Origin of the sequence: Burkholderia sp. B10, from assembly GCF_004368385.1 — a bacterium.
GTDB classification, from domain to species: Bacteria; Pseudomonadota; Gammaproteobacteria; order Burkholderiales; family Burkholderiaceae; genus Burkholderia; species Burkholderia vietnamiensis.
On the sequence record NZ_PQMX01000012.1, the window covers coordinates 87,615 to 109,401 of the forward strand.

A 21,787-nucleotide genomic window follows, 5' to 3' on the forward strand; every position below is an offset into this window, starting at 1 on the left:
GGCCGGTTGCGGCGGCCCGGACGCGGCCGCAACGACGGAAAGCGAACGCGTGCGGCCCGACCTGTGCGCTCGCGGCACGGCGCGAAGCGCGCCCGCCGATCGTCGAGCCGCGGCGCGGCATCGCGGGCCGGCGTTCGCGCCTGCCTCAGGTCAATTCGCGACGCCGTTCCCGCAGAACTGCTCGTACGCCTGCGCGCTGTTCGCGAAGCCGCGCGCGTGCGCGAGCTCCCATGGACGCTCGCATTGCTGCGTGTGCGCGCACCACGCGTAGCCGGCCGAGCCGATGCAGCCGTGCGCGTCGCGATCGCCGCCGAGTGCGGGCGGCGTGACCTGGGCGGTCTGCGTGCTCGGCGCGGACCGTCCGGCGACGTCCGGTGGAAGCGGCGACGGCGGTTCGGTGGTGCAGGCGGTCAATGCGAGCGCGAGCGCGAATGCGGCGGCGAGCGAGACGGAAGGCATGACGGGTTTCATGACGGGGTGCTCCATGGGATGACGATCGACGCGGATGCCGGCGCGGGCGGGAACGGACGCTTACGCATCGGGCACCGGCACGCGCGACGAGAACTTCACCTCGCGCAGCGCGAGGCTCGACTGAATCGACGACACGCCGGCCTGCTTCCTCAGCACGCGTTCGACGAACGTGGCATACGCGTCGAGATCGGACGCGACCACCTGAAGAATGTAGTCGGCCGCGCCGGTGATCTTGTGGCACGACGTCACTTCGTCGTGACTGCGCATCACGTCCTCGAAATGATCGGCGTCCTGGTCCGAATGCATGTTGAACGTGACGTGCACGAACGCGAACACGTTCATTCCGAGCGCGCGGCGGTCGAGATTGGCCTGATAGCCGGTGATCACCCGTTCGTCCTCGAGCCGCTTGCGCCGCCGCCAGCATGGCGTGACGCTCAACGACAGGCGCTCGCCGAGCGTCGCATTCGATAGCGCGCCGTCGTCCTGCAGCATGCGCAGCATCGCGCGGTCGACGCCGTCCAGTTCGAGCGGAGCGCGATTTTTGCTCATTGAGTGATCTCCGTAGGCGGTTTTTTCGAAATTGTAGGAAACGGCGAAGTCGAAAGCAAAACAATCGCCATCGGGCGTCGATAGACTGTCGCCTCAGTCACGCGTTTCACTGGAACGGCCAACCATGCTCACGATCTATAGCAGCGATCACCATCTGCATCGCGGCGTCGAACTGAAAGACGGCGCGATCACCGATTCGTTCGAAAACCCGCTGCGCGCCGAGACGGTGCTCGCGCAGGTGCGCGCGGCGGGCCTCGGCGACGTGCTCGTGCCGCGCGCGTTCGACCCCGCCTGCTACGCCGGCGCGCACAGCGCGCGTTACGTCGAGTTTCTTGCCGGTGCGTGGGACGAGTGGGCCGCGAGCGGCCGCAGCTGCCAGGCGCTGCCGCTGGTGTGGCCGGTGCGCGCGATGCCGTCGGCGGCGGCGCTGCCCGATTTCATCGACGGCAAGCTCGGCTTCTTCGCGATGGACGCCGGTGCGCCGATCAATGCCGGCACGTGGGACGCCGTGCGCGCGAGCGCGAATTCCGCGCTTACCGCGGCGGACCTGCTGTCGAACGGCGGCGCGCGTGCGGCGTTCGCGCTGTGCCGGCCGCCCGGTCATCATGCGGGTCGCGAATACATGGGCGGTTACTGCTATCTGAACAACGCGGCGATCGCCGCGCAGCGCGGCATCGCGAGCGGCGCTGCGCGCGTTGCGATAGTCGACGTCGATTTCCACCACGGCAACGGCACGCAGGACATCTTCTACGATCGCGCGGACGTGCTGTTCGCGTCGATCCACGGCGAGCCGGCCGTGTGCTATCCGTACTTCTCCGGCTACGCGCACGAGCGCGGCAGCGGCGCGGGCGACGGCTTCAACCTGAATCTGCCGTTGCCGAAGGGCACGCAGTGGGACGCGTATGCGCGTGCGCTCGAGCACGCGGCGGCAGCGGTCGCCGCGCATGCGCCCGATCTGCTGGTCGTATCGCTCGGCGTCGACACGTTCGAGCACGACCCGATCAGCCACTTCAAGCTGCGCTCGCCCGACTACCTGCGCATCGGCGAGGCGCTCGCGCGGCTGCGCGTGCCGACGCTGTTCGTGATGGAAGGCGGGTATATGGTCGACGAAATCGGCGTGAATGCGGTGAACGTGTTGCTTGGTTTCGAAGGGCGGGCGTAGGCGTTTCGCTGCGTTGTTGAACCGCTGAACCGCTGAACCGCCGCTTCGGCGAGCAGCGGCGATGCCGATCGAGCGCCCGCTGCGCCGCGCAGCCGCGCGACCATGCGGGCAACCGATCGAGGTACGAATTACGTGACGTACGCGACGCCGCGCATGCCGGAGCGTATCGCGCGGCGTGTCCTCGCGCGATACGCGCGGTCATGCACCGCGCCGCCTCACGACACCTGCGCGCGATGCGGATCGGCGCGTCGTTGCTGCTCGGCGTCGTGCACGATATGCAGCTCGCGGGTGCGGATCGGCAGTGCGCAGTCCGCATCGTCGAGCGTCTTGCGCACCTGGCGCGCGAGACGCCAGCGGGTCGCCCAGAACTTGTCGGTGTGGGTCCACACGCGCACGTTCGCGATCGCGGTGCTGTCGTCGAAGCGCATCACCATCACGTCGGGCGCAGGATCGCTCAGCACGTCGGGGTCGGCTTCGGCCAGCGCGCGCAGCGCGCCGAGTGCACGATCGATGTCGTCGTGCACCGACACCTCCACTTCGAGATCGAGACGGCGCGTCGGATTGCGCGTGTAGTTGCGGATCGAGCTGCCCCACAGCGCGCTGTTCGGCACGTATTCGCAGATGCCGTCGGGTTTGGTCAGCCGTGTCATGAACAGGCCGACCTCGTCCACGGTGCCCGCGACGCCGGTGCCGCCGTCGATGTAGTCGCCGACCTTGAACGGCCGCAGCAGCAACAGCATGATGCCGGCCGCGATGTTCTGCATCGTGCCTTGCAGCGCGAGGCCGATCGCGAGGCCGGCCGCGCCGAGCACCGCGACGATGCTCGCGGTTTCGATGCCGAGCTGCGACAGCGCGCCGACGATCGCGACGATGCGGATGCCCCACACGGCGACGTCGCAGAGGATCGGGCGCAGCGTGACGTCCACGCGCTCCTTGTTCGCGAGCAGACGGTTCAGCCAGTTGCCGATGCGCTTCGACAGCCACCAGCCGACGACGAGCAACGCGAGGCCGGCGCAAAGCCTGATCGAAAGCGTCGACAACGCGTTCCACAGGAACGTCCAGCGTTCCGGATGAAGATGATCGAGAAACATGACGGGATTCCGGTTCGATGACAAAAGGCGCGACGTGATGCACGGCTCGTCGTCGGACGGCGCTGCGCTCGCACGTCGGCAGCCCTCGACTGTACAACCTTCCCGTGCGCGGCGCGAACGCAACCGGGCGGGACGCATGCAGTGTCGCGCCGATCGTGCGCGCGCGTGCGCGGCCTGATACACCTGACAGGCGAACATTTTCCGGATTGGCGATATCGTGCGGGCAGCGCGCGCGCGCGTTTCAGCGGCTTTTCAATCAACCGGCCCGCGACGGGCCTTCACGAGGAAAATGCGATGACGAAACCCGACTCACTGCGAGGCGACATCAAGGAGCAGGCCCAGGAAGCAGACCGACACAACCTGGCGCGCCCGGCGACGAACGGTGCGTTGTGGGCGCGCGGCCTGACGACGCAACGCGTCGCCGATCTGTTCAGAACGCTGCCCGGCCTGGCCGGCCACTGGATGCAGCTGCAGAACGAAGTCAACGCGGGCAATCGCTATTTCTACGGCGTGCAGAACGGCCACCAGACCACCGACGAAGGCAAGGAACTGATTCGGTGGATCGCCGATGCGGTGGTCAGCGCGGCGCAGAAGGCGTCGTTCGACTTCCCGTTGCAGCAGCTCCGCTTTACCGCCGACACCGGCTGGCTCAAGCTTCAGCGCGTGTCGGGGCGCGTGATGGTGATGTCGCGGCCGTGACGGTCGCCGCCGGGCGCCGCGCGCATCACTGGCCGAAGTGCTGCGCCGCGGCGTCCTTCAGCCGTGCGGCCGTGATTTCACCCATGTGCGATTCGACGAGTTCGCCCTTCGCGTTGAAGAACAGCGTCGTGGGCAGGCCGCGCGATCCGTACGCATGCATCGCGCGCAGCGTCGGATCGAGCAGCACGGTGTCGAAGCGCAGCCCCTGCTGCGCGAGGAACGCGCGTACCGCCGATGCGCTTTCTCCCTGATTGAGCATCAACACCGTGATGTCCGGCCGATCGCGCTGCACCTGTTCGAGAATCGGCATTTCGCGCCGGCAGGGCGCGCACCACGTCGCCCATAGATTCACGACGAGCGGCTTGCCGGCAAAGCGTTGCGGCAACACGGGCGCTCCATCGAGCGCCTGCAACTGCATTGCGGCGAACGGCGGCGCATTGCGCTGCAGCGTCGCGAGCGTGCCCAGCGCAATGCCCCATGCGGCCAGCCCGGCGACGATGCCGGCGGCGACGGGCCGGCGCAGAGCCGGAAGGCGGCGCAGCCGCCACACCGCGAACACCAGCGCGGTTGCGAGGCCGATCCGCCAGTCGAAGCCACCGTCGCCCAGCGCGACGATCGAGCGCGGCGTCGCCGCGTATTCGCGCCACCATTGCGCGACATAGCCGATACGGGCGGCGACGAGCCCCAGCAGCAGCGCGTCGAGGATCAGGCTCGACGCGCTCTTGTGCTGGCCGTCAGGCGGGCGGCGCTGGATCAGGCGGGCAACGAGCCACGCCAGCAATGCCGCGGCGGCTACCGCGACGACGCGTATCGAGAAGGGACCAAGGCTCAACATGAAGGAAAAGTTTCGGGGAACGAGGGATCGACCGGTGAATGCGACGCGGTCGACGCGTGATGCGGCGTTTCGACCCGGCGCGGCGCTTGCGGTTCCCGTCGTGATCGAGCGGCCTGCGCCGCGTTGCGGCGGCCGCTCGAATGGCGGATGCGATCGTTCAGGACGACGTCGCGTTCGCCGCTGTGCGGCGGCGCGCCCGACGATACGCGCGGCGCTCGCGCCGCAGCCCTGACTACCGGATGTCGCGGCCCACGCCGGCCGACGTGCCGCCGAGCCGGTACGCCGTGAAGAACTCATCCCATGGCGTGCCGTGACCGACGGGCACGCCGAGTGCCGTGGTGCGCTGCTTCAACGCGGCGAACACGTCGCCGATGCGCGCGGTCTGCGCGGCATCGCTGAACGGACGCTGCTTCGCGCGACCGGCCGCGAACGCGCCGTAGGCGATCGCGAGCAGACGTGGGCCGTCGTCGATCGAGAAAATCGCCCCGTTGATCGCTTCGACGAGGCGCGGCCGCTCGGCTTCGCGCGCTTCGGCGATGCACAGGAACACGAGCGCCGACACTTCGTGCAAATCGCGCGCCCGCAACAATGCCGGCAGACGCGCGGCGATCCGCTCGGCCGGTTCTTCTTGCAGCGCGGTACCGAAGTCGACGACGGCGAGCATCGGATTGTCGTCGTGCACCACGCGCTCGAGCGCCGGTGCAGCGGCGCTCGCTGCCAACTGCGCGGCGTCGTCGGGTGCGCTGCGCAGCACGTCCGCCACCGGCTGCTGCCACGCCGGAAAGATCATCCGCACGTTGCCGAACTGCTCGCCGCCTTGCGCTGCCGGATTCCATCGATAGACGATCGTGCCGCCGTGGATGAACGGGGAATACAGATGCTCGGGCGTTTGCGGCAGCGGCCGCCGGTTGATCGGCAGCCACGCGAGCGTGAGCCAGTCGTAACGGCCGGTGGCCGGCACCGCGGGGCTCGACGTCGCGACGACCTGCCAGGTGCCGCGGTTCGCATAGCGCCTGCGCGCATCGGGTACCGCGACGGTTTGGCGGGTCGCGGTGTCGAAGTAGGTGGGGCCGGTCACCGGCGCGCCGCTGTCGGCGGCCGGCGTGATGGTCGCGATGACCCACGCCGTGCCGTCGGCCGACCGGTAGTCGGACGGCCGCAGCGTGGCGACGTCGCGCACCATGCGCGTTTCGGCGGCGACGGTGCTCGGCGGCAGGGCGGCGGAACCGGCGATGATGCTCGGCATGGATGTCCCTCGGAATCGGGTGTGTATCGCGGCACGTGGGCGATGCGCAACGGTGCAGGTCGGTTCCCGTAACTGTAGAACGTCAGCGCGGGAAACGGAAAGCGGCGCGGACGTGCCGTTGGTTTCGCGCACCGTGCCGCATCGTCCCGCAACGTGGTGCAGCGCATCTGCGCCTGCCGCAGCCCGATCACGCGACGGGCCGTTGCAGACGTTTCGTCATTTAGCTAATATGCGAAACGTTAACCGAGGCCGACCCCATGGACGACGTCATCCGCATCAGCGCACTGGCCAACGAAAGCCGGCTGGCCGTGATGCGCTGGCTCAAGCAGCCGCGCAAGCATTTTCCGCCGCAGCCGCACGGCGACTTCGACGAGCTCGGCGTGTGCTGCACGTACATCACCGACAAGCTCGGCATCGCGCCGGCGACGACCACGCGCCACATGCGCATCCTCGCGGATGCGGGGCTGGTGCGCGCGACGCGCGTCGGCAAGTTCACGTACTACAAGCGGATCGACGATGCGCTGCATCGGCTGGGCCGCGATCTGCTGCAACTCTGACCTTCATCGAGGCCACGACATGGATGAACTCGCGCTGCTTGCCGACGCCGACCGGCGTGCGCACGCGTATCTCGCCGCGACCGCCGAACGGCGCGCGTACCCCGACGCGGCGGCGCTCGCCGGCCTCGCCGCGTTCGACGAGCCGCTGCCGGATACGGGTCGTGCGGCCGACGACGTGCTGCGGCTGCTGGACGAGCGCGGCACGCCCGCGACCGTTGCGTCGAACGGCCCGAACTACTTCGGCTTCGTGATCGGCGCGACGCTGCCGGCCGCGGCGGCGGCCGAACGGCTGATGCTCGCATGGGATCAGTGCGCGTCGTCGTTCGTGAACTCGCCGGTGGCCGCGACGATCGAGCGGCAGGCTGCGCGCTGGATCGTCGACGTCCTCGGGCTGCCCGAAGGCAGCGCGGTGGGATTCGGCACGAGCGCGACGGCATGCACGCTCGTCGCGCTGGTGGCCGCGCGGCGCGCGCTGCTCGCGCGCAACGGCTGGGACGTCGACGAGGACGGGCTGAACGGCGCGCCCGAGGTCAAGGTGGTGCTGTCCGAGCTCGCGCACATCACGGTGAAGAAGGCGCTGCGCGTGCTCGGCTTCGGGATGAAGCGCCTGATCGTCGCGCCCGTCGACGCGCACGGCCGCATCGATCCCGCGCAGCTGCCGCCGCTCGACGACATGACGATACTCTGCGTGCAGGCGGGCGAGGTCAACACGGGCGAGTTCGATCCGTTCGCGGCGCTGATTCCGCGCGCCAGGGCCGCCGGTGCGTGGGTCCATGTGGACGGCGCATTCGGCCTGTGGGCGCGGGCGTCGTCCAAGCGCGCGCTGACCGACGGCGTCGACGGCGCCGACAGCTGGACGACCGATGGCCACAAATGGCTGAACACGCCGTATGACGGCGCGATGGTGATCTGCCGCGACGCGGCGGCGCTCGCAACCGCAATGAACAGCGACGCCGTTTACCTGAGCGGCGCGCACGACGCGCAGAAGAACCTGAACCTCGAGTTCTCGCGGCGCGCGCGCGGCATTCCGGTGTGGGCAGCGCTGCGCGCGCTCGGCCGCGCGGGCGTCGCGACGATGATCGAGCGGCATTGCGCGCAGGCAGCGCGCGTCGCCCACGGCTTGCGCGCGGCCGGCTACGACGTGCTGAACCGCGTGGTGCTGAATCAGGTGCTCGTGCGAGCCGGCACGGACGACGAAACGATCGCCATCATCGGAGCCGCGCAGGATTCGGGCGCCGTATGGTTCGGACAGACCGTGTGGCAGGGCAGGCCCGCATTGCGCATCAGCGTGTCGTCATGGCGCACGCAGGACGAACACGTCGATCGTCTCGTCGCATTGCTGACGCAGTTGCGCGGCGTGCACGTGCGTTGAGCGACCGCCGCGCGGGCGGCCGCGCGCACCGCTGCGCGCGTGCGCGAAAATGTCCGACAATACCGTCGCATGCTTGCCGTGCCGCTTCGGCGAGCCCGTTCAACCGCTGCATTGCTGCCGACGAGGTTGCCATGTCCCCGACGCCTGCCAGGGCACTGTTGAAAGCCGCCGATATCGCGAAGATGGAACCGGCGCGCGAAGTGCATCCGCTGAACCCCAATGCGGTCCGCCTGAAACGCCAGCTCGGCGACCCGACCGGCCTCACGCAGATCGGCGCGCACCTGCTGACGCTGACGCCCGGTCGCGAATCGGCCGAATATCACCGTCATCTGTACGAGGAAGAATGCGTGTACGTGCTGTCGGGCACGGGCACGGCCACGATCGGCGAGCGTGCGTACGAAATCGGGCCGGGCGATTTTCTCGGCTTTGCGCGCGGCGGCGAAGCGCACACGTTGCAGAACACCGGCGCCGCGCCGCTCGAACTGCTGATCATGGGGCAGCGCCTGGAACACGACGTGTGCGAGTATCCGAGAATCGGCAAGCGGCTTCACGTCGCGGGCGCGCTCGAGGATTTCGTCGAACTGCCCGGCCAGCTATAAGCCGCGCTTGCCCGCAGCGGCCGCCGTCGCGCTTATGATGCGGGAACGCCACTGACAGGATCGCATCCCATGGACGCGCCGCTTCCGCCGTTGAACGACCCGCTTTCCGAAACCGAAACCGAAACCGAAACCGAAACCGCGGTCGAGCCGCGCGCGCTGCGCGTGCATCGGCCGGTCGCGCTCGTCACCGGATCGACGTCGGGCATCGGTGCGGCGATCGCGCGCCGCCTCGCGGCGGATGGCCATGCGGTGATCCTGCATTCGCGCAGTTCGGTCGACGCCGGGCGCGCGATGGCGCGGGAGCTCGGCGGCACGTACGTGCAGGCCGATCTCGCCGACGATGCCGAGCGCGTGCGGCTGATACGCGATGCGCTCGCGGTGCATGGCCGGCTCGACGTGCTGGTGAACAACGCCGGCGTGAGCCGCGTGATCGCACATGACGATCTCGCGGCCGCGACGCCCGACGTGTGGCGCGAGATGCACGAGATCAACGTGATCGCGCCGTTCCGGCTCGTGGCGCTCGCCCAGCCCGCGCTGCTCGATGCAGCGTCGCGCGGGCGCGCCGGTTGCGTCGTCAACGTCAGCTCGCATGCCGGGGTACGGCCGAAGGGCGCGTCGATTCCGTATGCGGCCGCGAAGGCCGCGCTCAATCACACGACGCGATTGCTCGCGCGCACGCTCGCGCCGGCGATCCGCGTCAACGCGGTGGCGCCCGGGCTCGTCGACACACCGCTCACGGCCGACTGGACCGATGCGCAGCGGCTCTGGCGCGAGCACGCGCCGATGCGTCGCGCCGCGTCGCCGGATGACATCGCGCAGACCGTCGCGATGCTCGTCGCGTCCGATTACATGACGGGCGAGATCGTGATGCTCGACGGGGGATTGAATCTGACGTGATGGGGGCGAGAGCGGCGAGGCCGTTTGATACCGGTGTCGGTGGCCGCGGCGACGTCGCCTTGAGCGCGTACTGATCGCAACCATTCGGTTTGCTTCGACAAGCAACGGGGCAGCCGAGTAGCAGCGACCAGAGCCCGCAGCCCGCACCGCGTTACCGCGTTACCCCAGCAACTGCCGCAGCACTCCCGCCGACACGACCCCGGCGATGACGGTCGGCAGGATCGACAGGCGCGTCGCCGCGGCCAGCGTGACGGCGAGCGCGACCAGATCGGCAGGCCGCGTCGACACGAACGCCGGTGCGATCACCGAAATCAGCACGCAACCGGGTACGTTCTCCATCACCGACGCCATGCGCGGGCTCAGCGTGCGGTTGCGCAGCAGCACATAGCCGAGTACGCGCGACAGATAGGTCGTCGACGCCATCAGCACGATGGTCGCGACCGTCGCGACGTCAGGCAGCATCGTGCGGCTCCCACAGCAGCGCGGCGAGCAGCCCCGCGCACGCGCCGGCCGCGACGTACCACGCGCCCGGCACCGCGATGTGCGTGGCGGCCGCGACGACGAGGCTCACTAACCACGGGCGGCTCGCACGCACGCCCTTCCACATGCCGCGCAGCAGCACCAGAAACACGGCAGTGAACGCCATGTCGAAGCCGTACTGCTCGACGTTGCCGATCGTCGGGCCGACCGCCGCGCCGAACGTCGTCATCGAGATCCACGTCAGGTACAGCCCCGCGCAGATGCCCGCGTAGTACGGCACGCTGATGTGCGAGGCCGATCGGGCGCGCGCATCGGCGAGCGACATCGCCCAGCTCTCGTCGCACATGAAGAACAGCGCGGCGAACGCGCGGCGCCGCGGCAGACGCCGGATGTACGGTGCCAACGCCGCACCCATCAGGATGTGGCGCGAATTGACGAGGAACGACATCGCGACGATCAGCGCGATGTGCGGCGGCGAAGTCCACAGATGGATCGCCGCGAATTCGGAGCCGCCGCCGAAGTTCAGGCCCGTCATCATCGGCACCTCGAACGGGCTCAGCCCTTTTTGCGCCGCCTGCGCGCCGAGCAGCAGCGCGAACGGCACGAAACCCAGCATGACGGGCAGCGCCGCGCGCAGCCCGCGACCCATCTCGGCGACATAGGCGGGCTTGTCGCGAAGCCCGGACGACGTGGAAATGCTACTGCTCATTACTCCTCCTTCGGGGGAGTGGGATTGTCTGCTTTTTTGACTCGAATCGGGTTGCGTTGTAGCTAGATATTTCCGAGAATTTGGCACTTAACGCGTGTTTTGATATTTTTTTGGAATCGGATGCCAATGAAGCTCGATGCGATCGATCGACGGATCCTCAGCGCTCTGCAGCGCGACGGCCGCATGCAGAACGTGGAACTCGCGCACGAGGTCGGGCTGTCGCCGTCGCCGTGCCTGCGGCGCGTGCGCTTGCTCGAGGAAGCCGGCGTGATCGAGAAGTACGTGGCGGTGCTGAACCCGGCGAAGGTCGGCAAGGGGCTGACGATCTTCACGCGCGTGTGGCTCAAGGGGCAGGACGCGGAGTCCGTGAATCGCTTCGCCGACGCCGTCCAGCAGATGCCGGAGGTCGTCGAATGTCATCTGATGGCCGGCGATTGCGATTTTCTGCTGCGCGTCGTGGCGGCGGACATCGACGATTACCGGCGCTTCCAGATGGAGTACCTGACGCGCATCCCCGGCGTCCTCAGCGTGAAGACCGACATCCCGATGCAGAAGGTGAAGCTCACGTCGGCGCTGCCGACGTAGCGCACGGCGGACGCGCCGCGCCGCATCGCCGTTTCGTCATCGGCCGGTGACGATCGCCCGCTACACTGTCGATGCAGTTTCGTTTCGCCGCGTCGCGGCCGATGCGCGCGTCGGCTGCACCGGCAACTAACCGTCATCGCGCGACGATCGCCGCGCGGTGCGTTCTTCTGGTCGAGCCCGTCATGCAGCCACTCAACGATCCGTGGAATTCGCTGGAAATCGTCAAGCTCGTGCTCGGCGTGCTGACGCCGCTGTCGGTCGCGTGCCTCGGCTGGCTCGTCGCGCGCCGGCTGAAGCGGCTCGAGCTCGTGCAGTGGACCAACCAGCGGCTGATCGAGAAACGGCTCGCGCTGTACGACACGGTCGCGCCGCAGCTCAATGCGCTGCTGTGCTTCTACACGTGGATCGGCTACTGGAAGGACATCTCGCCGGACGACGTGATCCGCGCGAAGCGCGAACTGGACCGCACGTTCCACATCTATCGCTATCTGTTCGACGACGACGTCTACGACGCGTATCACACGTTCATCCACGCGCTGTTCGAAATGCACACGGGGCCCGGCCGCGACGCGCGGATTCGTTCGCTGATCCACGCGCCCGATGGCGACCGCAGCGTGCACGGCGCGTACGAATGGAAACCGGCATGGGTCGAGCGCTTCGCGACCGCGAACGTGACCGACAAGGCCGACGTGCTGCGTCACTACACGGCGCTGATGGAGCGGCTGCGCGTGGCGCTCGGCGCGAATCGCTGAGGATCGCGCGCGGGTTCGCCCGTTGCCGCATGCCGCCGCGCGTGGCGGCGTGCGGCTGCGTAACGGCGGGTGCCCGAAGCCGGCTTCGCGCACCCGCCGTTACGTCGTTGCGCGCTCAGTGCTGCGCGATCACGTCGATGCGCAGCGCTTCGCCGCCCGCGACGATCGCCAGCAGACGATCGACGTTCGGGTGGGCGCCCGGGCGGTTGCGTGCATCGGCCGTATGCTCGCCGAACACTGCGAGGCCGTGTTCGGCCGCTTTCGCGTCGAGCGTGCCGAACGCCTGCTGCAGATAGTTGTACACGGCGAGCGAGCCTTGCTTGCCCGGCTGGTTCTCGATGCTGGCGACTACCTCGCCGTTCGCGCCGACGAGGTCGATGCGTGCGATGCCGTCGATGGCCGGCAGTTGCGCGAGGTTGTCCTTGAATACTGCGGTCGGTTGAATCACTGAAACACTCCGTCGGTTCGGTCATGGGCCAATCGGGCCGTATCTTATCCGATCGCTATCCCGCAGAACGGGGCGCGTCAGCGGATCGCCCGTCTCGCCTCATCCGGATCGACCGGCGCGCCGGCCCGCCCGCCGCCGGCATCCCGCGCGCTTTTCCGCTACAGTAAGAAATCACCGGCCGCTCGTGCCGCGCACGCCGGCACGCGGCGGCCCCGTTCCGCCAATGCACACGAGGGCCTCGATGGAAACCGAGCAACGCTACACCGCCAACGCGCCGACGCGCGCGGAAGTCGACGCACTGACCGGTGCCACCGTCATCGAATTCGGCGCGAACTGGTGCGGCATCTGCGCGGCCGCGCAGCCCGCGATCGCCGCGTCGTTCGCCGCGCATCCTGCCGTGCGGCATCTCAAGATCGAGGACGGCCCCGGCCGCCCGCTCGGCCGTTCGTTCGGCGTGAAGCTGTGGCCGACGCTGGTGTTCCTGCGCGACGGCGTCGAAGTCGCGCGTGTCGTGCGTCCGGCCGACGCCACGCAGATCGAAGCCGACGGCTTCGCCGCACTCGCCTGAGGCCGTCGACATGCAACAGACCATCACGCACATCGCCGTCGAAGCGCGCGGCCGCGGCCTCGTCGAATTCACGCCGCAGGTGCGTGCGTTCGTCGACCAGCAAGCGATCCGCACCGGCCTGCTCACCGTGTTCTGCCGCCACACGTCGGCATCGCTGCTGATCCAGGAGAATGCCGATCCGTCGGTGCAGCGCGATCTCGAACGCTACTTCGCGACGCTCGCGCCCGAGGACGACACGCGTTACGAGCACGACACCGAAGGATCCGACGACATGCCCGCGCATCTGCGCACCGCACTCACGCAGGTGCAGCTGTCGATCCCGGTCGAACATGGCCGCATGGTGCTCGGCACGTGGCAGGGCATCTACCTGTTCGAGCATCGCCGTGCGGCGCACCGGCGCGATATCGTGCTGCATCTGATCGGCGAATAGGCGCGGGCGTACCGCCGTCAGCCGGACAGCGTGTCGACGAGCGCGCCGAGTTCGTGCAGATGCACGGGCTTCGGCAGAAACGCATCGAATGCCTGCGGGTTCTCGCGCAGCGCCGCCGCCTCGTACGCGCTGACGCCGACGATCGACACGAGCCTGCCGTCGTCGTCCGGCTGGGCGGCCGCGCGGATGCGCTGCGCGACTTCGAAGCCGCTCAGGTCCGGCAACTCGAGGTCGAGCACGACCAGGTCGTAATGCGCGTCGCCGAAGCGCGCGACGCCTTCGTGGCCGGTGCCGCACAGATCGGCGTCGATGCCGAGCGCCGACAGCATCGCGCCGAGTGTTTCGCGCGCATTGTCGTTGTCGTCGACCACCAGCGCGCGGCGGTTGCGATGCGCGGCGGCGGCGGGCCACGCGGGCGTGTCGCCGGCCGCGTCGCCGGCGTCGGGCGTCTCGGCCGGCAGCGTCACGACGAACTCGCTGCCTTCGCCGACGACGCTGCGCACGTCCACATGGCCGCGCAGCGTCGTCACGATTTCGCGCACGACGGCGAGCCCCATCCCGATGCCGTCGACGTGCAGGCCGACCGCGTCGTTCGCGCGGTAGAACGGCTCGAAGATCTTCGGCAGATGCTGCCGCGCGATGCCGGCGCCGGTGTCGCGCACCACCAGCTTCAATTGCCGCCCGGCCGGCGCGTCGACCAGCGTGACCGACACGTCGACCGATCCGCCGACGGTGTACTTCACCGAGTTCTCGATCAGGTTCGACAGCACCTGCCGCAACAGCTTCCGATCCGAGCGGATCGCCAGATCGTGCGGCTCGACGCGCTGCGTGACGGCGATCCGCTTCGCCGCGATCTTCGCGCGCAACGGATCGAGCACCTCGGCGAGCAACGACGCGATGCCGACGGTTTCGGCTTCGGCGAGGCGCTTGGTCGAGCGCAGCTTGATGTAGTCGGTCAGGTCCTTGACGAGCGCCTCGAGCGACGACGCAGAGTTCTGCAGCCGCCGGATCGTCTTCAGGTTCGCGTCGGACTGCGGCCGCGCGAGCAGGATCTCGATCGACCCGCAGATCGCCTGCAGCGGCGTGCGCAGTTCGTGGCTGACCATCCCGAGGAACGCGTTCTTCGCCTCGATCATCTCGAACGCACGCTCGGACGCCTTGCGTTCGGCATCGAGCGCCGCGCGCTGCCGCGCGAGCAGGTTGTCGCGCGTGCGCATCGTGTAGAACAGCAGCAGGAACAGCGCGCACAGGATCACGCCGAGGATGATGCCGAGCGCGAGAATCGCGCGCTGCCGTTCCTTGAGCTGATGGAACGTGAAGTCGCGCTGCGCCATCTCGATCGCGCGGAAGTAGTTCGCGAGGCCGTTGACCTTCGGCCAGTACGTGTTGACGTCGTCGATCATGCGGCGTGCGTCGTCGTGCGGCGCCGTGCGCAGCAGCGGCACGTCGTGCTTGAGGCGCGCCATGAAGGCGCCGAGCTCGGCGATCTCGTCGCGCGCGCGTGGAATGCGCAGCCAGTATTCGGACACTTCGGACGGCCGCTGCAGGAAGCCGAACGATACCGACAGGCTGTCGAGCTGCATCTGCACGCGATCGAAGTCGTCGTCCTCGTGCGTCGCGTAGAGGATCAGCTGACGCTCGAAGCGCGTATACGCGTTGCGGTATTGCGCGGCCGTCCAGAACACGCCTTCACGCGGGCCTTCGAGCACGCCCTCGTTGACCGACGTCGCGAGCAGGTCCCACAACAGGAACGCCCACGCCGCGAAGCCCAGCAGCCACAGCGATCCGAGGACCAGGATGAGCTTACGGTTCTTCCATTGCCCGCGCATCATGTCGTGCGCTTACTTCACGGTCAGGCCGATGATCTGCCATGCGAACTTCGCTTCGCCGAGCGGCGTCTTGAGCTCGTCCGGATAGTCGTCGCGCGGGTACATGATCCACAACGGGCCGTAGTTGTCGTTGCCGAGCACCTTGCCGTTCATCGTGCGCGCGAGGATCACGCCGTACTTGTCGGCGTCCGACACGGGAATCGTGAACGTGTATTCGTCGATGCAGCGGAACTCGATCTGCGTGCCGTGCGCATCGACCGTCTTCAGCACGTCGGACAGGCGCGGGCCGGTGAACGACGCCTTCGGCGTCCAGCTCGTCGACGTGACGATCGTGTACTGCGGCAGCGCCATCAGCGCCTGCTCGGAGAACACGTAGGTGGTCTTGCCGGGCTGGTTGCTGCGGCCGATGTCGCCGTCGACGGTGAACGTAAACGACGCGGCCCAGCACGCGACGGACATGCCGAGCAGGCCGGCCGTGAGCAGGGTCTTCATCCAGAGGGTCGAGATTCGCATGGCTGTTCCTTGGGGCGGGTTCGCGTGAGGGCCGGCTTGCGCCGGATGTCAGTTCGCGGGCGCGGCGGCGGCCGGCAGCGTGATCTTCAGTTCGCGCGCCACTTCGGCGAACAGGATCGGCAGGCGCACCGGCTTCTCCTCGCAGCGCGCGTTGTAGTGCGACACGATGTGCGCGATCTCGTCCTCGCTCGCTTCGCCGGTGGAGATCTTGCCGGTCAGCAGGAAGATCGGCGCGTCGCCGTTCTCGCTCGAGCGAATGCCGCGCACGAGCTCGGCGGCGGTCTGGTCGCCGAGCATCCAGTCGAGGATGTACGCGTCGAAATCCTCGACTTCCAGCGCTTTGCGAAACGATGCGCCGTCGTGGTACGGAATCGCGTTGACGCCCTTTTCGAGGAAGTACTCGCACACCGTCTCGGCCACGTCCACCGAATCGTCGACCACGGCGATGCGCGCCGCATAGACGGTCGGCTGGCTCGAGCGCAGCTCGATGACGTCGACCGGATAGGTGCGGCCTTCGCGCGCGTGCTCGCGTTCGGTGACGATCCATTCGCCCTGCCATTGCAGCGCGACGAAATCGGTGTCGATCTGGCTGCTCGCCTTCGCAGAGATCGCGGCGCGGCAGCGAAAGCGGCGCGACGCGATCACGAGCGTCGCATCGACCATCTCGGCGGCGGCCGGCTGCGTGCCCTTGTCGTCGAGCAGGATCGCGGGCGGCACGCCGAAGTGCGTCGCGATGTCCTGCAGCTGCGACAGGTTCCACGGGATCAGCCCTTTCATCTTGCGCGTGACGACCGAGAAGCTGAGGCCCAGCACGTTGGCGATCGTCGTGTTGTGGCTGCGCGGCGGAACACCGTTGCGCGTCAGCAGATCGCGCACCTTGGTTGCGGTGATGAGATCGACGTTGACCTGCTCGCTATTGGACATCTCGAAGGGGTCTCCTGCGGTTGAGCGACCGAGAGCATATTCAAAAGTGACGTGGTATGCAAACTTTTAATTCGAGATACGCCTTGACATGGCATTTATCTCGATTATTATTGCCCACCGCGTCACTATTGTTTGTTGCGTCAGGTTTGGAGTCCGAATGTCGACCAATCGACACGGCGAAGCCGGCGTTGCGCAGGTGACAAAACAATCCGAAGAGAGCCTGAGAGAGCCTGAGAAAAGCTGGGACTGCGTGTCGGCGTGGGTGAATTGTATTCGCCCCGCCGCGCGCACACCCGCTGCGCGCGCACCGCATGCCGCGTGCGCCGGCGTGCGCTTCGCAGTACGCATTCTTCGCCGACGTTCACGGTGACGCGCAGCGACGCGCGTGCGCGCGCGATTCGACCACGCGATCGGTCCCGTCCGATCCGCCCCACCGGCGACTTGACGACGAAATATCGTTCAAGTTCAAAACGAACGTTCGAACGAGTCGTACGTGTACTAAAAGGATAATCCGCGACGGATTTCCGCGTCGTCATTTGGCATGATCGGCATTCGTCATCCGAATCTATCCGTCGACATGCCGGGCGCGGCCGCCGTTGCGCCGCGAGTCCGCCGCCCGGGCGTCGTCACGTCGCGCCATGCAAAACAGCACGCTCCAGTTCATTCGCCGCTATCAGAGCATTTCGATGTTCGGCGGCGGCATCGTCGTCACGATCCTGATCCTGATCGCCTGCGGGCTCGGCATCTCGTCGATCGTGTACGGCTATCTGGACGCCGAGCGGCGCAATTTCCTGAACGGCGTCGACGAGACCGCCGAGGAGCTGCAGGTCGCCGAAACCGCATTCGTCAACGACGTGATGAATGCGCAGCTGATCTGGAGCGAGACGGCGCCGGCGCCTGCCGATGTCGTCGACACTTTTTTCACACACGGCCAGGAACTCGCGGTCACACCGTATCAATCGCTCGTGGTCGGCGTGCCCGGCCAGACCGCGCAGCGTGACGAGGTCGCGCGCTATCTGGCGCTGTCGTTCATGCTGCCGCACCTGTGCGCGACGAGTGCGGACAATCGCGCATGCACGGTCGAGGGCTATCACTACAGTACGCGTACCGGCGTATTCGGCATCGTGCCGCGCCCGGCGCGCGACCACCCGGCGCTCGCGACCGCGCGCACGCGCGCGCAATTGCTCGCGGCGCTGCACGTCGATTTCGACGGGCCGATGCCCGCGCAGAGCGATGGCCGGCCGAGCGTGCGCTGGCTGCCGCCTTATGTCGACCCCGTGACGGGCCGCTCGCGCATCCGCATCGCCGCCCAGGCCCGCGCGGGCGGCGGCGCGTTCGCGGTGCTCGTCACCGAATACGCACCGGAGTACCTGCTGTCGTGGCTGCCGGATCGCGGCCTGGCCGGCCGGTTCTTCGTGGCGTCGGCGGACAACCGGCTCATCGCGATCGACCCGGCCGTCGAGCACACCGGCGCGCTGAACGCGCGCCTGCTCGCGCTCGACGTCGCCCGCGGCGACGAGTCGCTCGGCGAGCCGCTGTTTCGCAGCGGCTCGATCGTATTTCGCAGCCGGCTCGCGACGACCGGCTGGACCGTCGCGTACGTGCTGTCGTGGGGCGACGTCGTCCTGGGCGTCGGCGTGCAGGCCGCGGTGCTCGCCGCGGCGACGCTCGTGACGATCGCCGTGATGTGGCTGCTGCTCGTACGCTTTCACCGGCGCGTGCTCGCGCCGGTTTACGCGCGCTCCGCGCGCGTATTCGACAGCGAAGCGCTGTGCCGCAGCGTGATCGCGATGGCGCCGGTCGGCATCGGCCTCGTGTCGTTGTCCGACCGGCGCGTGATGCTCGCGAGCGACGCACTCGTGCAGATGCTGCTGCCGCACGGCGGCGATCACCACGCGCTGTCGGCCCGCGTGCTCGAGCGATACGACGCGTTCGTCGCCGACGGCGGGCGCGGCCGCACGCTGGTGACGGAGCTCGCGGTCGACGCTCACGGCGATGCGCCGCTGCATCTGGAAATCATCGCGCACGCGGCGCGCTATCAGGGCGAGGACGTGCTGATCGCCGTATTCACCGACACGACCGCCCAGCGCCGGCTCGTGCAGCAACTCGAGGAAGCGGTGCGCGCGGCGGATTCCGCGAACGCGGCGAAGTCGTCGTTCCTCGCGGCGACGAGCCACGAGATCCGCACGCCGCTGAACGTGATCCTCGGCAACCTGGAGCTGCTCGAGCGCACCGCGCTCGACGCGTCGCAGCAGAGCCGCGTGCGCACGCTGCGCGCGTCGGCCGAGGGGCTGCTCGCGATCGTCAGCGACATCCTCGATTTTTCGAAGATCGAGGCCGGCGCGATGTCGGTCGAGTCGATCGAGTTCGAATTGATCGCGGTGATCGAGCAGCAGCTCGCCGCGTTCGCGCCGATCGCGAAGGCGAAAGGGCTGCCGCTGTTCGTCGAGATCGACGCGAGCGTCGAGCAGCGCATGCGCGGCGACCCGACGCGGCTCGCCCAAGTGCTCGGCAACCTGCTGAGCAATGCGATCAAGTTCACGAGCGAAGGCCATATCGCCGCGCGCGTCGCAGTGTGGCCCGATGCGCGCGGCGTGCCCGAGGTCGAACTGAGCGTCGAGGACACCGGCATCGGCATCGAGCCCACGCAACGCGCGCGTTTGTTCAAGCCGTTCTCGCAGGTCGACGCATCGATCACGCGCCGCTACGGCGGCACGGGGCTCGGGCTGGCGCTGTGCGATCGGCTGGTGACGGCGATGGGCGGCACGTTGTCGGTCGACAGCACGCCGCAGGTGGGCAGCGTCTTCAGCGTTCATCTGCCGCTGCAGGCCGACATCGCGCCGACACGCCCGCTCGACGCGAGCCGCGGCCACGTGGTACTCGTCGTGTCGCAGGACGAGGCCTGGCGCAAGTTCGTGTCCGCGCATCTGCGCGCATGGGGTTTCGATGTCGCGGTACACGCGAGCCCGGTCGGGATCGCGGCCGAGCTCGTCGCGCGCGCTCGTGCGCTGGTGCTCGTCGGCGATGCCGACCGATGGCGGCGCGACGAACTGGACCGGGCCGGGCACGACACGCCGATCGTGCTGGCAACGCCCGATGGCCCGCTGCAACCGGATGTCGCTGGCCGCACGATTCGCGTATCGAGCTACTCGGTGAACGGGCTGCGCATGGCGCTCGAGCGCACGCTGAGGGCCGGCGGCGAGTCGCCGCATGCGCCGATTGCCGATCCGCACGCGGCTGCGACGGCGCCAGCGGAGTCGTTGCCGCGCGTGCTGGTCGCCGACGATGCCGCGATCAACGGCTCGATTTTCCTCGAGCAGCTGGCTGTGCTCGGCAGTCCGTTCGACTGCGTGTCGTCCGGCGCGGCCGCGCTCGACATGCTCGCGCGCGGCGACTGGGACGTGCTGCTGATCGCCGCGGAGCTTCCCGACATGCTCGCTCGGGAGCTGGTGGAAGCCGTCCATGCGCGCGCGCTGCCGTGCGACGTGATCGTCGTCGCGTCCCATCTGGGCCCCGACGACGCCAGGCTTTATGCCGCGGTGAAGGTGGACTGCGTATTGACGAAGCCGGTGATGCTCGCCGATCTGCGCCGCAGTCTGACGCGGATCGCACGCCGGCGCGGGATCGGTGTGCTGGTGGGCGCAATGAACGAGCGTTGTGTGGTTGGTAAGGCGCGGGCAACCGCGGATATGTCGGGAAGATAAGAAACCGACGCGTCACGGCGGCACAGACCGTCGGCGTCGATCATCGAAGGCAGACACGCCGCGTCGTGCGGGTGCGGTGTGATTTCGACTGAAGGAAGGGTACGGCCGTGCGCTATATGGGAAAGGTGTTCGGGCTGCTGCTTGCGTTCGCGACGTTGCCGGAGAAGTCCCGTCGGGATTTCCTGACCAGGCTGAACGAATTCATGATGATGTCGCCGGCGCAGCGGCGGCGCGTCATTGCCGAGTGGCAGCACGCCGCGGGCGAACGAGCGGGGCAGCCGGACGAGCCGGTGTCCGGACATTAGCGACTGCTGGCGATCGTGTCGCGCAGCACGTTGGATCGACGGCGTCGTCGGCGCCGCCGATCGGTTTTGCGCGAGCGTCGAGCGGCGGCGGATCGTGGCGCAACGCCCTGCGCGGTCATCTCGCCTCGCGACGGGTTCGTGTGGCGATCCTCGCTGCGGCAGGCCGCGAGGTGCGGTTGGCGCAAAGCGCGGCGCACCCGTTATTTTAGAATTGGACCGCGCGCCGCTCGGTCCGCCGAAGGCCGTAACACGAACCGTGTTGCGGAATCGATTCGAATTGCGACGCATTGTGCGACATCGCAGGTCGAGCGCCTGTATCGGGAGAAGAACGCAGATGGATGAATTTTTTGTGCGAGTGTTGGTGGCGGACGATCATCCGGCGTCAGCACTCGGGATGTCCCAGGCGCTCGCTGGGAGCAGCACGATCCGGTTGTTCGGCACTGTCTCGAATTCGACCGATCTGGTGGAAATGCTCGACGCGCAGCAGGCCGACGTGCTGGTCGTCGACTATGTGATGCCGGGCGGCAAGTACGGCGATGGGCTCGTGTTGCTGTCGTTTCTGCAACGGCGCTATCCGGCGCTGCATCTCGTGACGATCACGATGATCGACAACCCGAGCGTGCTGCATGCGATTCAACGGCAGGGCGTCGGCTGCATCCTCAGCAAGTCCGACGCGATTTCGCATCTGGTGGGCGCGGTGCATGCGGCTTACGTCGGCGCGAACTATGTGTCTCCCGTCGTCAAGCAATTGCTGACCTGCACCGAAGCGCCGACCGGCGCGCGGACGCTGACGGCGCGCGAGATCGAGGTCGTGCGGTTGTACGGGGCCGGGCTGACGGTGGGTGAGATTGCCGTCCAGCTGCATCGCAGCAAGCAGACGATCAGCTCGCAGAAGTCGAGCGCGATGAAGAAGCTCGGCATCGTGCGCGACGCGGACCTGATTCGCTATGCGAGCGAACGCGAGCTTCCGGATGCGGGCGGTGCGGATGCACCCGTAAGCGATGCGTAGTCGCCGCATGCGTGCTGCGACGATGCCGATTCGGCGGCGCATCCCGGCCGGTG

The 21,787-nt window shown here is 67.9% G+C and carries 24 protein-coding genes; 13 read left to right on the forward strand and 11 right to left on the reverse strand.

The annotated features are described in order from the left end of the window. Positions 1 to 150: 150 nt before the first annotated feature. Entirely contained in the window at positions 151 to 471 is a 321-nt protein-coding gene (locus C3Y15_RS09000; protein WP_014724346.1) for a hypothetical protein, read from the reverse strand. Positions 472 to 531: 60 nt separating this feature from the next. Then, positions 532 to 1,020, reverse strand: a complete 489-nt coding sequence (locus C3Y15_RS09005) for an Lrp/AsnC family transcriptional regulator (protein WP_014724347.1) — start codon at positions 1,018 to 1,020, stop codon at positions 532 to 534. Between the two features lie 124 nt (positions 1,021 to 1,144). On the opposite strand from C3Y15_RS09005, the gene C3Y15_RS09010 reads away from it, so the two are divergent. Next, positions 1,145 to 2,182 (forward strand): histone deacetylase family protein, encoded by a 1,038-nt coding sequence (locus tag C3Y15_RS09010; protein ID WP_011881248.1) that lies wholly within the window; start codon positions 1,145 to 1,147, stop codon positions 2,180 to 2,182. Positions 2,183 to 2,397: 215 nt separating this feature from the next. On the opposite strand, the gene C3Y15_RS09015 is transcribed toward C3Y15_RS09010, so the two are convergent. Next, positions 2,398 to 3,273, reverse strand: a complete 876-nt coding sequence (locus tag C3Y15_RS09015) for a mechanosensitive ion channel family protein (RefSeq protein ID WP_011881249.1) — start codon at positions 3,271 to 3,273, stop codon at positions 2,398 to 2,400. A gap of 294 nt (positions 3,274 to 3,567) precedes the next feature. On the opposite strand from C3Y15_RS09015, the gene C3Y15_RS09020 reads away from it, so the two are divergent. Next, positions 3,568 to 3,972 (forward strand): hypothetical protein, encoded by a 405-nt coding sequence (locus C3Y15_RS09020; RefSeq protein ID WP_011881250.1) that lies wholly within the window; start codon positions 3,568 to 3,570, stop codon positions 3,970 to 3,972. A 25-nt stretch (positions 3,973 to 3,997) separates the two neighbouring features. Here the strand turns inward: C3Y15_RS09020 and C3Y15_RS09025 are convergent, their stop codons facing one another. Both C3Y15_RS09025 and C3Y15_RS09030 read right to left on the reverse strand, forming a co-directional pair. Then, positions 3,998 to 4,807, reverse strand: coding sequence for a TlpA disulfide reductase family protein (locus C3Y15_RS09025; RefSeq protein WP_059460418.1), 810 nt, complete (start codon positions 4,805 to 4,807; stop codon positions 3,998 to 4,000). A 232-nt stretch (positions 4,808 to 5,039) separates the two neighbouring features. Next, positions 5,040 to 6,053, reverse strand: coding sequence for a hypothetical protein (locus C3Y15_RS09030; protein ID WP_069239876.1), 1,014 nt, complete (start codon positions 6,051 to 6,053; stop codon positions 5,040 to 5,042). 257 nt (positions 6,054 to 6,310) lie between these two features. On the opposite strand from C3Y15_RS09030, the gene C3Y15_RS09035 reads away from it, so the two are divergent. The 4 genes from C3Y15_RS09035 to C3Y15_RS09050 all read left to right on the forward strand — a co-directional run bounded on the left by C3Y15_RS09035 (position 6,311) and on the right by C3Y15_RS09050 (position 9,478). Further along, positions 6,311 to 6,610 (forward strand): helix-turn-helix domain-containing protein, encoded by a 300-nt coding sequence (locus C3Y15_RS09035; protein ID WP_011881253.1) that lies wholly within the window; start codon positions 6,311 to 6,313, stop codon positions 6,608 to 6,610. 19 nt (positions 6,611 to 6,629) lie between these two features. Beyond that, positions 6,630 to 7,982 (forward strand): pyridoxal-dependent decarboxylase, encoded by a 1,353-nt coding sequence (locus C3Y15_RS09040; protein WP_059458507.1) that lies wholly within the window; start codon positions 6,630 to 6,632, stop codon positions 7,980 to 7,982. A 131-nt stretch (positions 7,983 to 8,113) separates the two neighbouring features. Further along, entirely contained in the window at positions 8,114 to 8,581 is a 468-nt protein-coding gene (locus tag C3Y15_RS09045) for a cupin domain-containing protein (protein WP_059462833.1), read from the forward strand. 69 nt (positions 8,582 to 8,650) lie between these two features. Then, entirely contained in the window at positions 8,651 to 9,478 is an 828-nt protein-coding gene (locus tag C3Y15_RS09050; RefSeq protein ID WP_059462834.1) for an SDR family oxidoreductase, read from the forward strand. A 159-nt stretch (positions 9,479 to 9,637) separates the two neighbouring features. Here the strand turns inward: C3Y15_RS09050 and C3Y15_RS09055 are convergent, their stop codons facing one another. Both C3Y15_RS09055 and C3Y15_RS09060 read right to left on the reverse strand, forming a co-directional pair. Continuing rightward, complete coding sequence (locus tag C3Y15_RS09055; protein WP_085954519.1) at positions 9,638 to 9,937, reverse strand: AzlD family protein; 300 nt, start codon at positions 9,935 to 9,937, stop codon at positions 9,638 to 9,640. Continuing rightward, entirely contained in the window at positions 9,930 to 10,667 is a 738-nt protein-coding gene (locus C3Y15_RS09060) for an AzlC family ABC transporter permease (protein WP_011881258.1), read from the reverse strand. Before C3Y15_RS09060 ends, C3Y15_RS09055 begins: the two co-directional genes overlap by 8 nt. 126 nt (positions 10,668 to 10,793) lie before the next feature. Between C3Y15_RS09060 and C3Y15_RS09065 the strand changes: the two genes are divergently transcribed. Together C3Y15_RS09065 and C3Y15_RS09070 are read left to right on the forward strand one after the other, a co-directional pair. Beyond that, positions 10,794 to 11,252 (forward strand): Lrp/AsnC family transcriptional regulator, encoded by a 459-nt coding sequence (locus C3Y15_RS09065; RefSeq protein ID WP_009691375.1) that lies wholly within the window; start codon positions 10,794 to 10,796, stop codon positions 11,250 to 11,252. Between the two features lie 182 nt (positions 11,253 to 11,434). Continuing rightward, entirely contained in the window at positions 11,435 to 12,004 is a 570-nt protein-coding gene (locus C3Y15_RS09070; RefSeq protein WP_045578476.1) for a hypothetical protein, read from the forward strand. A 115-nt stretch (positions 12,005 to 12,119) separates the two neighbouring features. On the opposite strand, the gene C3Y15_RS09075 is transcribed toward C3Y15_RS09070, so the two are convergent. Next, positions 12,120 to 12,452 carry a DUF2322 family protein gene (locus tag C3Y15_RS09075; protein WP_011881261.1) on the reverse strand — a complete coding sequence of 111 codons (333 nt, stop codon included), beginning with the start codon at positions 12,450 to 12,452 and terminating at the stop codon, positions 12,120 to 12,122. A 241-nt stretch (positions 12,453 to 12,693) separates the two neighbouring features. Here C3Y15_RS09075 and C3Y15_RS09080 point away from each other — a divergent pair, with 241 nt between their 5' ends. Both C3Y15_RS09080 and C3Y15_RS09085 read left to right on the forward strand, forming a co-directional pair. After that, positions 12,694 to 13,020: a thioredoxin family protein gene (locus C3Y15_RS09080; protein WP_011881262.1), complete on the forward strand. Its 327-nt coding sequence runs from the start codon at positions 12,694 to 12,696 to the stop codon at positions 13,018 to 13,020. 10 nt (positions 13,021 to 13,030) lie between these two features. Beyond that, positions 13,031 to 13,450 (forward strand): secondary thiamine-phosphate synthase enzyme YjbQ, encoded by a 420-nt coding sequence (locus C3Y15_RS09085; RefSeq protein WP_014724354.1) that lies wholly within the window; start codon positions 13,031 to 13,033, stop codon positions 13,448 to 13,450. A gap of 17 nt (positions 13,451 to 13,467) precedes the next feature. Here the strand turns inward: C3Y15_RS09085 and atsR are convergent, their stop codons facing one another. The 3 genes from atsR to C3Y15_RS09100 are packed head-to-tail and all read right to left on the reverse strand — an operon-like array spanning position 13,468 to position 16,716. Continuing rightward, entirely contained in the window at positions 13,468 to 15,282 is a 1,815-nt protein-coding gene (gene atsR, locus C3Y15_RS09090; protein WP_069246570.1) for a hybrid sensor histidine kinase/response regulator AtsR, read from the reverse strand. Positions 15,283 to 15,291: 9 nt separating this feature from the next. After that, positions 15,292 to 15,792, reverse strand: a complete 501-nt coding sequence (locus tag C3Y15_RS09095; RefSeq protein WP_045578308.1) for a molybdopterin-dependent oxidoreductase — start codon at positions 15,790 to 15,792, stop codon at positions 15,292 to 15,294. A 48-nt stretch (positions 15,793 to 15,840) separates the two neighbouring features. Beyond that, the gene (locus C3Y15_RS09100) at positions 15,841 to 16,716 is read right to left on the reverse strand and encodes a helix-turn-helix domain-containing protein (protein ID WP_014724356.1); all 876 of its coding nucleotides are present in this window, start codon (positions 16,714 to 16,716) and stop codon (positions 15,841 to 15,843) included. A gap of 638 nt (positions 16,717 to 17,354) precedes the next feature. On the opposite strand from C3Y15_RS09100, the gene C3Y15_RS09105 reads away from it, so the two are divergent. The 3 genes from C3Y15_RS09105 to C3Y15_RS09115 all read left to right on the forward strand — a co-directional run bounded on the left by C3Y15_RS09105 (position 17,355) and on the right by C3Y15_RS09115 (position 21,734). After that, positions 17,355 to 20,420 (forward strand): ATP-binding protein, encoded by a 3,066-nt coding sequence (locus C3Y15_RS09105; RefSeq protein ID WP_069246569.1) that lies wholly within the window; start codon positions 17,355 to 17,357, stop codon positions 20,418 to 20,420. 116 nt (positions 20,421 to 20,536) lie between these two features. Beyond that, positions 20,537 to 20,725 (forward strand): hypothetical protein, encoded by a 189-nt coding sequence (locus C3Y15_RS09110; protein WP_085954502.1) that lies wholly within the window; start codon positions 20,537 to 20,539, stop codon positions 20,723 to 20,725. A gap of 334 nt (positions 20,726 to 21,059) precedes the next feature. Continuing rightward, a complete protein-coding gene (locus C3Y15_RS09115; RefSeq protein WP_124259668.1) occupies positions 21,060 to 21,734 on the forward strand; it encodes a response regulator in 675 nt (224 codons plus the stop codon). The last annotated feature ends 53 nt before the right edge of the window (positions 21,735 to 21,787 follow it).